This window comes from Limnoraphis robusta BA-68 BA1 (assembly GCF_034932365.1).
In the GTDB taxonomy this organism is placed as follows: Bacteria; Cyanobacteriota; Cyanobacteriia; order Cyanobacteriales; family Microcoleaceae; genus Capilliphycus; species Capilliphycus robustus.
The window spans coordinates 67967-83702 of sequence record NZ_JAYGHR010000003.1 but is presented as its reverse complement, the minus strand read 5'-3'; the positions used below and the strand labels follow the sequence as shown (position 1 = coordinate 83702).

13 protein-coding genes and 1 pseudogene are annotated in these 15736 nt (G+C 42.3%); 6 read left to right on the top strand and 8 right to left on the bottom strand.

The annotated features are described in order from the left end of the window. Nucleotides 1-332 precede the first annotated feature (332 nt). On the top strand, nt 333-4313 hold the full coding sequence (locus tag VB836_RS02635) for a magnesium chelatase subunit H (RefSeq protein WP_323217867.1): 3981 nt from the start codon (nt 333-335) through the stop codon (nt 4311-4313). 89 nt (nt 4314-4402) lie between these two features. On the opposite strand, the gene VB836_RS02630 is transcribed toward VB836_RS02635, so the two are convergent. After that, nucleotides 4403-4990 (bottom strand): hypothetical protein, encoded by a 588-nt coding sequence (locus VB836_RS02630; RefSeq protein ID WP_323217866.1) that lies wholly within the window; start codon nt 4988-4990, stop codon nt 4403-4405. Between the two features lie 280 nt (nt 4991-5270). Between VB836_RS02630 and VB836_RS02625 the strand changes: the two are divergent. The 3 genes and pseudogenes from VB836_RS02625 to VB836_RS02615 form a co-directional block, all read left to right on the top strand. Then, nucleotides 5271-5423: pseudogene (locus tag VB836_RS02625) on the top strand (type II toxin-antitoxin system HicB family antitoxin); the annotation flags it as partial. Between the two features lie 162 nt (nt 5424-5585). Next, on the top strand, nt 5586-6158 hold the full coding sequence (locus VB836_RS02620) for a Uma2 family endonuclease (protein WP_323217864.1): 573 nt from the start codon (nt 5586-5588) through the stop codon (nt 6156-6158). A gap of 85 nt (nt 6159-6243) precedes the next feature. Then, on the top strand, nt 6244-6885 hold the full coding sequence (locus tag VB836_RS02615; protein WP_323217863.1) for a Uma2 family endonuclease: 642 nt from the start codon (nt 6244-6246) through the stop codon (nt 6883-6885). A gap of 120 nt (nt 6886-7005) precedes the next feature. On the opposite strand, the gene VB836_RS02610 is transcribed toward VB836_RS02615, so the two are convergent. From VB836_RS02610 to VB836_RS02600, 3 genes are all read right to left on the bottom strand, one after another. Next, entirely contained in the window at nt 7006-7731 is a 726-nt protein-coding gene (locus VB836_RS02610; protein ID WP_046281349.1) for a rhomboid family intramembrane serine protease, read from the bottom strand. Between the two features lie 147 nt (nt 7732-7878). Beyond that, nucleotides 7879-8415: a Dps family protein gene (locus VB836_RS02605; RefSeq protein ID WP_323217862.1), complete on the bottom strand. Its 537-nt coding sequence runs from the start codon at nt 8413-8415 to the stop codon at nt 7879-7881. A 172-nt stretch (nt 8416-8587) separates the two neighbouring features. After that, nucleotides 8588-10186, bottom strand: a complete 1599-nt coding sequence (locus VB836_RS02600) for an alanine/glycine:cation symporter family protein (protein ID WP_323217861.1) — start codon at nt 10184-10186, stop codon at nt 8588-8590. A gap of 509 nt (nt 10187-10695) precedes the next feature. Between VB836_RS02600 and VB836_RS02595 the strand changes: the two genes are divergently transcribed. Both VB836_RS02595 and VB836_RS02590 read left to right on the top strand, forming a co-directional pair. After that, complete coding sequence (locus tag VB836_RS02595; protein WP_323217860.1) at nt 10696-11598, top strand: TIGR02587 family membrane protein; 903 nt, start codon at nt 10696-10698, stop codon at nt 11596-11598. Beyond that, nucleotides 11595-12008, top strand: coding sequence for a TIGR02588 family protein (locus VB836_RS02590; protein WP_323217859.1), 414 nt, complete (start codon nt 11595-11597; stop codon nt 12006-12008). The genes VB836_RS02595 and VB836_RS02590 overlap by 4 nt, the downstream gene beginning before the upstream one ends. Before the next feature lie 73 nt (nt 12009-12081). On the opposite strand, the gene VB836_RS02585 is transcribed toward VB836_RS02590, so the two are convergent. From VB836_RS02585 to VB836_RS02570, 4 genes are all read right to left on the bottom strand, one after another. Continuing rightward, nucleotides 12082-12774, bottom strand: coding sequence for a Coq4 family protein (locus VB836_RS02585; protein ID WP_323217858.1), 693 nt, complete (start codon nt 12772-12774; stop codon nt 12082-12084). A 125-nt stretch (nt 12775-12899) separates the two neighbouring features. Next, a complete protein-coding gene (locus tag VB836_RS02580; RefSeq protein ID WP_323217857.1) occupies nt 12900-13481 on the bottom strand; it encodes a TetR/AcrR family transcriptional regulator in 582 nt (193 codons plus the stop codon). Nucleotides 13482-13658: 177 nt separating this feature from the next. Continuing rightward, nucleotides 13659-13874 carry a hypothetical protein gene (locus VB836_RS02575; protein ID WP_046281344.1) on the bottom strand — a complete coding sequence of 72 codons (216 nt, stop codon included), beginning with the start codon at nt 13872-13874 and terminating at the stop codon, nt 13659-13661. A 3-nt stretch (nt 13875-13877) separates the two neighbouring features. Continuing rightward, nucleotides 13878-15731 (bottom strand): S8 family peptidase, encoded by a 1854-nt coding sequence (locus tag VB836_RS02570; protein ID WP_323217961.1) that lies wholly within the window; start codon nt 15729-15731, stop codon nt 13878-13880. Nucleotides 15732-15736 lie beyond the last annotated feature (5 nt).

Below are 15736 nucleotides of genomic sequence, written 5' to 3'. Positions count from 1 at the left end.
GTTTTCTGCTAACAATACTCATAGTGCCATTGGATGCAATCGGATAAAAATAGGCAATACTGCGCTTTGGGATGCCCCTAATCTTTTATTCCATCTGCAAAAGTGGCCATTAAGAAACTGCAAAAGTTGAGGAGAAATCCAACACTGAAGGTTTCTAATCCCAAGCACCCGAACCCAGAAACAGCAATCGGCACATCCCAATGTAAGCGAAAGGGGTTGACTATTGACTCTATTTATGCTTACATTTCTTCCGCAAGATCTGTTTCAATTTTCAGCCAAGCCTGACCTTTTCAATTTAAAGAAAGCCGACTCAAAGGGACTGCAAGATTTATATGTTTACATACGTTAATCCCACTGTTAGACACATCAAACCCGATAATTTGAATGGACGATCACTCCTCAAAGTCGTCTATGTTGTGTTAGAAGCACAATATCAAAGCGCATTATCTGCGGCGGTGCATTCTATCAATAAAAATAACCCCCATGTCGCTATAGAAATCAGTGGTTATTTGATTGAAGAATTGAGAAACCCCAAAAACTATGAAGACTTAAAAAAAGACATCGCCGAAGCCAATATCTTTATTGCTTCCCTGATTTTCATTGAAGATTTAGCTGAAAAAGTCGTAGAAGCCGTTACTCCCCATCGCGATAACCTAGATGTGGCGGTGGTTTTCCCGTCTATGCCCCAAGTGATGCGCCTGAATAAAATGGGTAGCTTTTCAATGGCGCAACTGGGACAAAGCAAAAGTGCGATCGCTCAATTTATGAAAAAACGGAAGGAAAAATCCGGTTCTTCCTTCCAAGACGGGATGTTAAAACTATTGCGAACCCTGCCGAAAGTTCTCAAATATATGCCCATTGAGAAGGCGCAGGATGCTCGTAATTTTATGCTGTCTTTCCAATATTGGCTAGGCGGTTCTTCCGAAAACTTGGAGAACTTCCTGTTAATGTTAGCCGATAAATACGTCTTAAAAGATAGTGAGTTTAAATATGCCGATCCCGTCGTTTATCCCGACATGGGAATTTGGCATCCTTTAGCCCCGAAAATGTATGAAAATGCCACCGAATATTTGCAGTGGTATAACAGCCGAGATGATATTAGCGAAGATCAAAAAGATCCCCTCGCCCCTTGCGTTGGTTTAGTCTTACAACGCACCCATTTAGTCACAGGAGATGACGCCCATTATGTGGCAATGGTACAGGAACTCGAAGCGATGGGCGCCCGCGTTATTCCCGTGTTTGCAGGCGGTTTAGACTTCTCCAAACCCGTCGATGAATATTTCTGGGATACCCCCCCGAAAGGCATTCAACCCCAGCCCTTAGTCGATACCGTTGTTTCCCTAACCGGGTTTGCCCTGGTTGGCGGCCCGGCTCGTCAAGATCATCCAAAAGCGATAGACTCGTTAAAACGCCTCAACTGTCCCTACATGGTGGCGTTACCGCTTGTCTTCCAAACCACCGAAGAATGGGAAGGCAGCGACTTAGGCTTACACCCGATCCAGGTGGCGTTACAAATTGCCATTCCTGAGTTGGATGGCGCCATTGAACCCATTATCGTCTCAGGGCGAGATGGGGCAACAGGAAAAGCGATCGCCCTGCAAGATCGGATCGAAGCGATCGCCCAACGGGCAATGAAATGGGCAAACCTGCGGAAAAAACCCAAACTTGAGAAGAAAATTGCCATCACCATTTTTAGTTTCCCGCCCGATAAAGGAAACGTTGGAACCGCAGCTTATTTAGATGTATTTGGTTCCATTTATGAAGTGATGCAAGCGTTAAAAAATAACGGTTATGATCTCCCGGAATTACCGGAGTCTGCCGAACAATTAATGCAAGAAGTCATCCACGACGCCACCGCCCAATATCAAAGCCCGGAATTGAATGTTGCCTATCGAATGTCGGTGGAACAATACGAACGTTTAACCCCTTATTATGAACGGTTGAACGAAAATTGGGGACCACCTCCAGGGCATTTAAACACCGATGGCGAGAATTTACTCATCTACGGAAAACAGTTTGGTAATCTGTTTATTGGTGTACAACCCACCTTTGGATATGAAGGCGATCCGATGCGGTTGTTGTTCTCTCGTTCCGCGAGTCCTCATCATGGTTTTGCTGCTTATTACACCTATTTAGAACAGGTTTGGCAAGCCGATGCCGTGCTGCATTTCGGAACACACGGATCGTTAGAATTTATGCCCGGAAAACAGATGGGAATGTCGGGCGAATGTTACCCCGATAATTTAATTGGCACCATCCCCAATATCTATTATTATGCTGCCAATAATCCCAGTGAAGCAACCATTGCTAAACGCCGCAGTTATGCTGCTACGATTTCTTATTTAACGCCTGCTGCGGAAAATGCGGGTTTGTACAAAGGTTTGCAGGAATTAAACGAGTTAATTGGTTCCTATCAAACGTTAAAAGATAGTGGGCGAGGAGTGCAAATTGTCAACACCATTATCGAAAAATCTCGGACAGTTAACCTCGATCAAGATGTGAATTTGCCCGAATGTGATGCGGCTGAACTTTCGGCAGAAGAACGGGATAATGTAGTCGGGCAAGTGTATCGCCGCTTGATGGAAATTGAGTCGCGTTTATTGCCTTGTGGTTTACACGTTATTGGTAAGCCGCCCACCGCAGAAGAAGCGATCGCCACTTTAGTTAATATTGCCAGTTTAGATCGCGAAGAAGAGGGGCTGTTGAGTTTGCCTCATATTATCGCCGATAGTATTAACCGCAATCTCGAAGAAATTTACCGCAATAATGACAATGGCATCTTAGCTGATGTGGAATTATTGCAGCATATTACTGAAGCTTCAAGGGCAGCAATTGCCGCGTTAGTTCAAGAAAAAACCGATGCAGAAGGACGAGTTTCTAAAGTTTCTAAACTCAACTTCTTCAACATGGGTAAAAAGGAACCCTGGATCGAAGCCTTGCATCAATTTGGCTATACAAAAGTAGACACCGAAGCCCTCAAACCCCTGTTTGAATATTTGGAATTCTGCTTACAACAAGTTTGTGCAGATAACGAATTAGGGGCATTATTACGGGCATTAGAAGGGGAATATATTCTCCCTGGGCCAGGAGGCGATCCGATTCGGAATCCTAACGTTTTACCGACGGGTAAAAATATGCACGCCCTCGATCCCCAGTCCATTCCAACTGCTGCTGCGGTGAAGTCTGCGGCGATTGTTGTGGAACGATTAATTGCCCGTCAAAAAATTGAAAATGGCGGTAATTATCCAGAGACTATTGCAGTCGTATTGTGGGGAACCGATAATATTAAAACCTACGGAGAATCCCTCGCCCAAGTGATGTGGATGGTAGGCGTTAAACCTGTTCCCGATGCGTTAGGACGAGTGAATAAATTGGAGTTAATTCCCCTAGAAGAATTAGGGCGTCCGCGTATTGATGTGGTGATTAATTGTTCCGGTGTGTTCCGCGACTTGTTCATCAACCAGATGAATTTGTTAGATAAAGCGGTGAAAATGGCAGCAGAAGCTGATGAACCGTTAGAGATGAATTTTGTTCGCAAACACGCTTTAGTACAAGCGGAAGAATTGGGAATTAATTTGCGTCAGGCGGCAACACGGGTGTTTTCTAATGCGTCGGGTTCCTATTCTTCTAACATCAACTTAGCGGTTGAAAATAGCACTTGGGAATCGGAAGAAGAACTGCAAGAAATGTATCTGAAGCGCAAATCTTTCGCGTTTAATTCGGATAATCCGGGGATGATGGATGATAACCGCCAAGTGTTTGAGTCGGCGTTAAAAACCGCAGAAGTTACTTTCCAAAACTTGGATTCTTCCGAGATTAGTTTAACGGATGTTTCCCATTATTTTGACTCTGATCCGACAAAAGTGATCAGCAGTTTACGCAAAGATGGGAAGAAACCTGCGGCGTATATTGCCGATACCACGACTGCAAATGCCCAGGTTCGTACTCTATCAGAAACCGTGCGGTTAGATGCGCGGACAAAAATGTTAAATCCCAAGTGGTATGAAGGGATGTTATCTCACGGTTATGAGGGGGTTCGTGAGTTATCAAAACGCCTCGTTAATACGGTGGGATGGAGTGCAACTGCGGGTGCTGTTGATAATTGGGTGTATGAAGAAACCAATGAAACCTTCATCAAAGATGAGGCGATGCAACAGCGTTTGTTGAACCTCAATCCTCATTCGTTCCGTCGCATGGTAACAACGTTATTAGAAGCGAATGGACGGGGATATTGGGAGACAGATGACAGCAATTTAGATCGTCTCCGCGAGTTGTATCAGGAGATTGAAGACCGCATCGAAGGCGTCGAATAAAATCCCATAAAACGTTAATTAACCCTAATTAACCCTGTAGAGACGCGATCATTTGTTGGTTGCGTCTCTTTTATCTTTATCAGTTTTGATTAGGACTGACGCTTAGACACCATCATCAAACCAACTCCTCCCAGGGCTAACAAACCGACTACAGGGGTCGTTTCTGGAATAGAAACAGTAGAACGACGAGTAGCAGTCCAGGTTCCAGACCCATCAGATGGAGAACCGACCCTGAATGACCATGTTGTTGCGGTCATCGCAGCAGAAGTGAACCTACCGCTACCACCCCACACAGAATCGCTATATGACAATGATGGAAAAGGATTAAATGGGGAGGATGCGCCACTGACAAAAATACCAGCAACCCGTTGAGCATCAAAGGGACGCCAGAAGAGATACTCAGGATTGAAACCAAGTCCTATTGTTGTTGAAAAAGTATTCAATCTAAAAACATTCTCGCTCCGTTCAAATATTATAGATTCACTGCATATCGGTGTTAATACAGGTCCAAATGGAGGTGTATTTGCAGGCCTAATCACACTTATACATTGTTGAGCATCTCCTTCAAAAGGAGTATCATCATGGCTGAATTCTCCCGTACCGACTAACTCTCCCGCCTCATTAAAGAACTGCATATCATAGAAAACATTTGCTTCGGCAGGTGCAGTTGCAAGCATTATTGTACCTGCAATCAAACTGCTTAGGGAAACAAAAAAGCGGCTTTTCACTTAACATTCTCCTGAAATAGCTTAACTGAATATTTTAAATTTGATGACATGATATCAATTGATATATCAGGAAAACTAGGACTCTATGTAAAATTTCAAAGGAATCTAATAAAGCTACAGTAAAGCTTTCCTAAAAGACGAGACAGTGTGATGAAAATCCTGGACAATTTGAGTGTGAAATGACCGAACGACAAGTGGGAACGTTTTCTGGAGTTCAGAAGATGAAGCGTTTATTGCAGAGGTTTCCGAACTACCCGGATGTATGGCTGATGGTTCAACCTATCAGGAAGCGTTGCAAAATGTAGAAGTTATCATGCAAGAATGGATAGAAACCGCTCAAGAATTAGGGCGAACCATTTCCGAACCAAAACCACGTTTGTAAGGTGGGTGATAAACGATAATTTAATTGGTTAAACATTAACTGCTTAATCTCACCCCCCCTACTGAGTTGTCGGGTGGGTTAGAGGCGATCGCCTCCGACACGCTTCGCGATCGCCTATCTTATAATTTATACTAATAAATAGCGTTGAGTTGATTCATCCCCATGACAAACTTCACTCTGAACCTAGAATCAATTGAACTGACAGATGAGCAATTCTTTCAGCTTTGTCAGAATAACCGGGATCTGAAATTTGAACGAAATTATAATGGAGATTTAGTCATCATGTCACCGACGGGGGGAGAAACGGGAAGCTATAATGCGGGATTAACGGCTAAACTTTGGTTTTGGAATCAAGAAAATAAATTGGGTAAAGTTTTTGATTCTTCTACGGGTTTTAAACTCCCCAATGGTGCAGATCGTTCTCCCGATGCTGCTTGGATAACGTTAGAACGTTGGGAAAGTTTAACTGCGGAACAACGCCAAAAATTTCTTCCTTTATGTCCTGATTTTGTGATTGAATTGCGTTCGGCGAGTGACAGCTTAAAAACACTTCAAGATAAAATGAAAGAATATATTGAGAATGGGACTCGTCTAGGTTGGCTAATTAACCCTCAATCTCGTCAAGTCGAAATCTATCGCCCAAATCAAGAGGTTCAGGTGTTAGAGTCTCCAACAATGTTATCGGGAGAAGATGTTTTACCGGCTTTTATTCTCAATCTTCAAGAAATTTGGTAAGTTGTAGGGTGAGAAACGATAATTTAATTGCTTAAACACTAACGGATTAATTTCACCCACCCTACTTAACATTATCTAAATTATTATGGTTCAAGCAATCCCCTCTCCTCCCAATTCTGTAGATTATCAGCTAATTTTATATGATGTCAGTTGGGAAACCTACGAAAAACTATTGGAGATTTTTGCAGAGCGTTCGACTCCCAGACTAACTTATTATAAAGGAACGTTAGAATTAATGACACCTCTACCCGAACATGAAACTTACAGTTGGACGCTGGGAAGGTTGGTGGTTGTTCTTTCGGAAGAATTGGGGTTGGAAATTCGGGGTTTGAAGTCAACAACATGGCGATCGCAACCGAAACAAGCGGGTAAAGAGGCGGATGAATGTTTTTATATTCAGAATGAAGCCAAAGTTCGCGGAAAGTTAAATATTGATCTCCGCACCGATCCGCCACCGGACTTGGTGATTGAAATTGATTTAAGTAGTTCTTCAATGGATAAAATGGCTATTTATGCGGAACTGGGTATTCCCGAGGTTTGGCGTTGGCGAAATGGAAACTTGAGCGTTCATTTATTACAGGATGGGAAAGAATATATCGAGTCAGAAACCAGTTTGGCTTTTGAATCCTTTCCGGTAAAAGAGTTAAGAAAATTTATCACCCCAGATTTGCAGAAAGGTGAAAATGCGAGAATGCGAGAGTTTAGAAAATGGGTGCGATCGCAGTGATCGGATGAAATTAATCAAGAAAAAAGAACATGAGTTTATCATGTCCTTTGGACTGTTGGGATACAGGTAAAAACTCTAATTTTTGTAGCGATTTAAAAGAGAGTTTTAATTGCTATTAAACTACCAATCTACTATCGAATCTTCGTTGTAAGAGGTGCGGGAAAATAACCCTAATAAGAACGCTAATACTGCACCAAAGATAAAGCCGCCTGCGTGCGCCCAATAGGCAACACCGCCGCTATCCATTCCGACTGCGGTTTGAACTTCTAACATAGAAATTCCGCTAAAAGCTTGTTGAACAAACCAAAATCCTAAGAAAAGAAAGGCGGGAACTCGGATAGTGTAAAAGAAGATTCCCAGAGGAATTAAGGTTAATATTCTCACTTTGGGAAACTTCAGAATATAAGCCCCCATTACCCCAGCAATTGCACCACTCGCCCCCAAAGAAGGAATCGCTGATTCTGTTGCTAAAATATATTGAGAAAGAGCTGCCAAAGCCCCACAAGTTAAGTAGAAAATGATAAATTTAACGCCTCCAAGTTCTTCTTCGATGTTATTTCCAAAAATCCACAGAAATAACATATTAAAGCCAACGTGAATAAAGCTAGCGTGAAGAAACTGAGAGGTAAACAGAGTCAAAAACTCAGGAACAGGTTGATGAACTGAAATTCCGTTAAAACTGGCGGATAACTCTTGGGGAACAACGGCAAAGAGATGAAAGAAATTATTCAGTTGATCCGGTGATAAAATTAACTCGATCAAAAATATCAGAACATTTAAACCAATGAGAACATAGGTAACAATTGGTGTAATGTGAATCGGATTTTCGTCTTTTAATGGAACCATGCGTTTTTGATGAAAATGTCTAGTTTGAGATGAACCGAATGATTTTCAAAAGTCTGAAGCCAGACTCAAAGTTTCTGACTCCAAACTTCAAGCTTAAATTAGGCATCAATCACTAATTCCAGCCTAATTGGTATTAGCACCTGAATCTTACTTCATTCCAGCTTTAATGCGATCGCTCGGAATTTTGCCGCTCGGTTCTAACTGTTCTCCCTCTAGGAAAGAACGCAACATCCACGCCATTTCTTCATGTTGTTCCATCAATCCCGTTAAGAAATCAGCCGTTCCTTCATCATGGAATTCTTCAGAACAGCGATCAATATTTTCGCGTAAATTCCGAATAACTTGTTCGTGATCGTTGACTAAACGTAGTACCATTTCGCTCGCATTCGGCAAATCTCCAGCGTGTTCTCGAATGCTTGCTTTATCTAAAAATCCTTGTGCAGTACCAATCGGATAACCGCCTAACATCCGTGTACGTTCGGCTGTAGCATCAATACTGATAGTTAAAGCTTCGTAGTGTTCTTCCCACAGTTCATGTAGCGTGCGGAATTGAGGCCCAATTACATCCCAATGATATTTTTTGGTTTTAATTAACAGCAGATACATATCTGCTAAACCAACATTCAATAATTCAATCACACCTTGACGTTGTTCGTCTGTTAAACCAATATTGATCTTAGGCATAAATAAAAACCTTTTTCTGGTGTCATCACAACCATTACACCAAAAAAGCACAAGGTTTTTCATCTATCGTTTGAGGGAACTTCGATAAATCGTCAAGATTTTCTCTAACTTTAGGAATAAATTGGCGGCTGTAGAGACGTGCTGATGGCACGCCTTTACAGAAAAATAGAGATTAACTAGAGGTTTCGCGAGAATAAACAGGCATTTGTCCTGAGTTGAGACGGTTCATATAATCGCTGAGTGCAGATGCGAGTTTTCCTGATAATATATAGCAGCCTAGCAAGTTAGGAAATGCCATTGCGAGCAACATCATATCGCTAAAATCCAACACTGAGCCTAAATTCACAACTGAACCAATAAACACACAGGCGACATAAATGGCTTTATAAATAATAGAACTGGCTGCACCAAACAGATAACCCCAAGCTTTTTCGCCGTAATAACTCCAAGAAATCATCGTTGAAAAAGCAAATAAAACGACTGCAATGGCTAAAATAATTGGAAACCAACTGATCACCGAACTAAACGCCGCCGCCGTCAATTCAACGCCATTTAATTCGGCAGCATTGGTATTGCGATAAACACCTGTAATCACAATCGTTAAACCTGTTAAATTGCAGATGACAATGGTATCAATAAACGGTTCAAGTAAGGCGACAATTCCTTCTCGTAACGGTTCATCGGTACGGGCGGCTGAATGGGCGATCGCGGCTGAACCCATTCCGGCTTCGTTAGAAAAAGCACTGCGTCGCACCCCTTGAACTAATGTTCCGATAAACCCGCCGCCAACCGCTTCGGGAGCAAAAGCTTGTGTAATAATAGTGCCGAATGCCGCCGGAATTTCGGTGAAATTGCTTAATAAAATCCACAAACAAACCAATACATAAATGACTGCCATTGCCGGAACTAATCTCGCCGTAACCGATGCAATTCGATGAATTCCCCCAATAATTACAAACCCAACTAATGCCGCTACAACTAATCCGAAAACCCAATTGGGTAAAGCCGGAATAATCCCGGCTAATGCGGCATAAGCTTGGTTCGCCTGGAACATATTTCCGCCGCCCATACTGGCTAAAATGCAGAGAATAGCAAATAATATCGCCAGTCCATTTCCGAGAGGGCGTAAACCTCGTTCACCTAAGCCTTTGGATAGATAATACATCGGTCCGCCTGCAACGGTGCCATCCGGTTGGATGCGGCGATACATTTGGGCGAGACTGCATTCAACAAATTTACTCGACATCCCAAAAAAGCCGCCAAGCGTCATCCAAAAAATCGCCCCAGGGCCACCGACTTGTACCGCGATCGCAACCCCAGCAATATTTCCCAGTCCAACGGTTCCCGAGAGGGCGGTAGCGAGGGCTTGGAAGTGGGAAACATCCCCTTCATCGTTGGGATCGTCATATTTACCTGTGACGACATCAATTGCGTGTTTAAAGGCGCGAATATTGACAAAACCCATCCGCAGTGTGAAGAAAATTGCCCCGATCATCAACCACAATACAATAAAGGGAAAACCGAAGATTTCCAAGAAGAAGATTTGGGCGAGAAAGTTCACCATCTGGGAAAACACCGCATCCAGCAAACCGAGAAATCCTGATGGCTTGGTTGTCGCTTCTTCTCCTGCGATCGCTAGAGTTGGTACAAGCGGAATTAACAGTAACAATAGCCCATAACTGCTACTTAAACTGCGTTTCAATGTTGTCAAAAGGCGACGCTGAGAGGCTTGACGCTCCTTTTTTGAGTTGATTCTGTTCCGGTTGATCATTGCTCTGTATTACTTTTTTTTAAGTGTACTGCAAAAATTTTAGAGAATCAGATAAATTAGTTTATCATTGGTTTGCCTAATTTTGTATATCGTCATCTACAGTCAACGACTTGTGAATCAATCAGCCGCTTCTTTGAGAAACTGAAGATTTTCGGTTCATCCCTGATTTAAGGAGTGATGTCATTAAAGAACATTATCAAACTTTGATTCACCCAAAATTAACTCAGGTTAGCCGATTTTTTTGATCGTTAAATTATCTTATTCAGTGAATTTTATCTAGGGATTCTTGATCTTTTTATTGAATAAATTTTAATACAATTCAGCCCTATGGACTATTTGATAAGATAGAGTCAGGCCAATGCTTTACAGTAAACCAACTCTAACTTGATTAACACAAGCAATTTTAGTCGGGGTATAATAAAAAGATTATCTCTACTCAGATCAAGCGATTAATCTCAGTCGATCTCAAGGAGAGGAAAAACTCACATCACGGTTGACGAATTGAGTCAATGATCAAAAAGATCCATAATCTACGACTAAATCCCGTCTGGCAAAAAGAAATTAATGATATTATTCGAGGAGCAGCCGGAGGTTTCCTATTTGGAATTCCGTTACTATATACCTTTGAAGTTTGGCAAGCAGGTTCTTATTTACAGCCTCCTTTGATGCTCTGTATTTTAGCAGTAACCTACTGTGTTGTTTTATTTTTTAATCGGATTGAAGGCTTTCGGCGAAAAAAACGAAAGACCTTCAGTGATGCTTTTTTTGAGAGTATAGAAGCTTTGGCAATTGCAGTTGTCTGTGCTACCCTGATTATGATTCTGTTGCAGCGAATTACCTTACAAACGTCTTTAGAAGAAGCACTTGGCAAAATTATATTCGAGAGTGTTCCTTTTGCAATCGGTGTGGCTTTGAGTCGATTAATTTTGAGTGAAGATGACCAGAATAATTCTTCAGATCATCAAGATAAAAATAAACATTCTACGTTCAAAACAAGCTCTAAAAAAGCAAGAGTAAATGATACATTATCCGACTTAGGCGGAACAATTACGGGAGCCATGATTATTGCTTTTAGTATTGCACCGACAGATGAAGTCACGGAATTAGGCGTTGCGTCTTCTCCGCCTTGGCTAATTGCCATTATTTTTGCATCTTTACTCATTTCCTATATGATTGTTTTCGTGGCTGGTTTTTCTCGACAGAAAGAACGTAGACAGCACCAAGGACTCTTTCAATCCCCCGAAAGTGAAACGATTTTTTCTTACTTGGTTTCTCTGATAGCTTCCGTTCTAATGTTGTTGTTTTTTCAAAAATTAAGTTTCGCTGATCCGTGGTTTCTCTGGATGCGTTATACTATTTTATTAGGACTTCCCGCAAGTATTGGTGGTGCAGCAGGACGTTTAGCCGTATGAGTGAAAGTTATCCCCATTCCCAACCGATTGAACGTCGTTCTTTTCCTGAACGTTTAAGCTTTGGACTCGCAATTTCTATTCTAGGATTGCTAATATTTCTGATTCTTTATCAATGGAAAGTTCAAGAAGATCAACCTCCCATCTTGTCCGTGATAGTCGAGCAAGAAATTCGCCAGTTTGGAACTCAATTTTATGTTCCCTTCACGGTTTCTAATACAGGAGGCGAAACCGCAACTGCTGTTCAAATTCTTGCAGAACTTCAAATCGAAGAGGAAAATATTCAACAAGCAGGCGAACAACAAATAGACTATCTCTCTGGGGGTGAAGAAGCATCAGGTGCTTTTATTTTTACTCGCAACCCAAAAGAAGGAAAATTAATCATTCGAGTTGCAAGTTACAAACTTCCCTAAAGGTTTTATCGATGACTTATTATTCCTGCCAACAGCAATTTTTTGAGAAGGTGGGCATTGCCCACCCTACCAATTATAGCCGAATATTTAACTCAGTTTGCCACTGGGTTAACGGTTTTTCCCAGTTTTCTTCCCACTTTTGGGCAAATAAGGGTTTAGCTTGACTTCCCATTTCCCAACCTTTCGCGATAGCACTCAATAACTCTGGTAATTCTTCGGGAGTAAACAGCGTTACTGCAATTAAAGCATTAGCAATTAACATTGTAGCCATCGGATTTGGAAATTGAACGAGATAAAATGCTTGTAAGCCAATTTCGTCAATTTCAGAAGTCTCAAATCCCGTAATAATATGCCAAATATCATGGGTTTGACCAATGCGTGCATCAATATAACTGGTATCGGAGTTAATACTAATAGACGCATACAAATCTTCTGAACGAAACCCTTTTTCTTTCATTTTTGAGGCATAAATATATCCGAGAGAGTCTTCAGGATATTGCAACAATTCATCGAGATTATGAGATGCCATGTATCGTTCCTGTATCATTTCAGCCGCAACCGGATCATTTTTTAACTGTTTTACCGTGAACTCAGACCCAGGCATTTTAGATAAGACTTCCGACATTTCTAGAACGGGTTTGAGGCTTTCATCTCCTGCTAACATCGCTAAAAATGGCTTGGCAACTTTCAACAATTGAAAATAATTCGGTTGTTTAATTTCTGTTTTAGTAGAAGTGTTGAATGAGAGTAAGTTCATCAGTTTCATGGCGTAAACCTCCAAAAGATTGAGTTGAAAATAATCAAACCGAGCGTTCGTTATAAAAAAATACAAAAAATCCTCTTAAGGTTTCAAGATTTGATGATTTAGAGAATTTGGAAGACTTAAAACCTCTACTCTGATACTGGATATTTCTCAAAGTAAGCGGTCACCATCTCAACAAAAAACCAAACTTGTTCAGTAAATATTGCCGGATCATTCGTCGCCACTTGGTCGATCAAAATGCCATCAACCAATACCCAAACAAATCGCGCTTTACTCAAATCATTGATCCCTAAAAATTCAGCCATCGCCTGTTGATACTGCTGATCAATTCGTCGAAACACCGGGTTAGCTAGAATGGGTTCGCCTTGACGATATTGATAGAAATCCATCCAAATCGCTGCTTGCTTAACCAAATATTCTCTATTTTCAAGCAACAGTTCACCCAGTTTTTTAACCCGTTCAAGTAACGTTTTTTGAGCAACTACCGCCCCTTTCAAGACTTGTATATCCTGATGTCCTAACTCCTCCACCAATTGCTCAAATAGAGACTCTTTACTGGGGAAATAGTGATACAAAGCCCCCGTTGAAATCCCTAGCTCCTTGGAAATCTGACGAGTCGTGACATTAGCATATCCTTTCTCGGCAAATAAGTCAAAGCACTGGTACAGCAGCTCTTTCCGGTATTGATCCGCATCAACAACTTTCGGCATTTCGTTTTATATCGAACGCTCGTTCTAAACTCTTTTACTATAACAGATCGGAGTCATGGACTGTCAAGAGGTCTCTGAAATGTTTCTGTAGTGGAATGAATTTTTGATCCGGTAGTCAGGGCTGTAGCTGTACCGAAATACAACTACAAACCCCTTCAATAACGACCAACCCTGAAATTATTCCTTCACTTTAAAGGTTTTCACTTCTAACACCGGGCCGATCATTGCAGTCGTAAAAACATCCTCACGAACTTCACCTTCAACCTCTACTTTTAACCCCTTCTTTTTCAGGTCAGAAGGCGCATCTTTAAGTTCGTAAGTTTTGTCATCCGTCACTAACGCCCAAGCGCCAGTTCCGAACCCTTTGTGTTCAATTTTGCCTTGAATTTTCATGGTTTATATTGTCCTTGTTTCAGCTTTTAGGGCTAAAGACGCCAATCCTAAACACAACAAAGCATTAACGGCGAGGAAGCTTTGGGCGACTATTCCCGAACCCAATCCCCAAACAGCCGGAGAAATAAACGCCGAAACTCCTAAACAACTGGCAACCCCGATAGTCGTACCAATGGCGATCCATTTCCAAGTTGGATGTCCGAGGAACAAAACAACGAGAATTGCCGGAATAAATACACTAGCAAAAATCGGGTTTAATAGACTATTTCCAGCGATCGCATTTCCCAATTCTGGCAGCGAACTTCCCATCATTCGCATCGGCCATTGAGGAAGATCAAAGATATAGAATCCTCGTAGGAAAAATAAACCGCTAGAACCTGCAACCAAGCCACTCATCATGGAAAAACTCCATTGGAAGGGGAAGTAATTTCGCAGGAACCAAGCCAATAAATAAGAACCCAATACCATGCCAATCTTCGGTAATAACGCCACAGCGCCGCCATCGATCCAAAAACGAGGATTGAGATAACCGCTATCACGCAACCATCGGAAGAAGTCACGGAAGGTAATTTGTCCTTTTAGCGCCAGTTGTACCGCACTCCCCGCATCAACATGACCTGCACCAAAATGGTTGAGGGGGTCTTCTTCTACCTTGCGGGCCGATTCTTTGATCACACGGGCAACATCTTCGGGTTCAGTAATTCCCGATGCTTTAATTAACGCGGCAATTCCAGCAACGTGAGGGGATGCCATACTGGTTCCCTGAAATGCAGCAAACGTTGATCCGCCTGTTGTCAGATCAATGGTTTCTTGGAGAATACCGCCTGCTGTATTTTCACCCTCAGTTAACCCACCCGGGGCAGCAATATCAACCCCAGCCCCAAAATTGGAATAGGGGGTTTTCTTGCCTGTCGCATCTAAAGCCGCAACGCCAATCACTTTCGGATAACGGGCAGGATATCCGGCTGCGTTTTGTCCAGAGTTTCCGGCGGCCGCTACAATGACAACGCCTTTGTCATAAGCATAATCAATCGCCTCTTGCATTAACTGGCTTTCACCGCCACCACCAAGACTCATGTTAATCACGTCAGCGCCATTGTCTGCCGCAAATTTAATCGCTTCGGCAATATCAGCAACCGTACCGCCACCGCCTGCGCTTAAGACTTTTAACGGCATGATTTTCGCGTTGTAGGCAACTCCAGCCACACCGTAACCGTTATTCGTTGATTGGGCAACCGTTCCAGCGACGTGGGTACCATGACCGTTATCATCGGACGCTTCCGTGCGATCATTAACAAAATCGTAGCCGCCCACGAATTCCGTATCTTTTAAATCAGGAACTTGACTGACTCCAGTATCAATCACCGCTACAGTTACGCCTTCGCCATGAGTTTCACTCCAAGCGGTTTCGATATTGATACTGCGGAGGTTCCACTGTTGACCGTAAAGGGGATCGTTGGGAATGCTACCATAAAAGGGAACAGCATCAGTGCTAGGAACAGCATCATAGAGTACGCCGTTGTCGAAGTCTGTACTGTAACCGATAGAGTAGATATAGTTGGGTTCGATGTATTCGGTGTTCTTCGCTTGAGCTTTTCTCAAGGATTTGAGCAGTTGCTTGTTACCGCGAACAATGTAAATATTGTCGGATGTTGAGAATTCGCTGTTGAGATAGGGAATCACTTGATACTTTTGAGCGATCGCCTGAATTTGATTCGTAATCTCAGCTTGCCCAATCTCTTCGCGAAAGTCTAGTACAATCGAATCATATGTGCCTCGGGCAGCCAAACCGGAGAAACTAGACACGGCCCAGCCAAGCCCAATTAAGAATAAGCACAGCAGAAAAAATCTTTTCATCATTC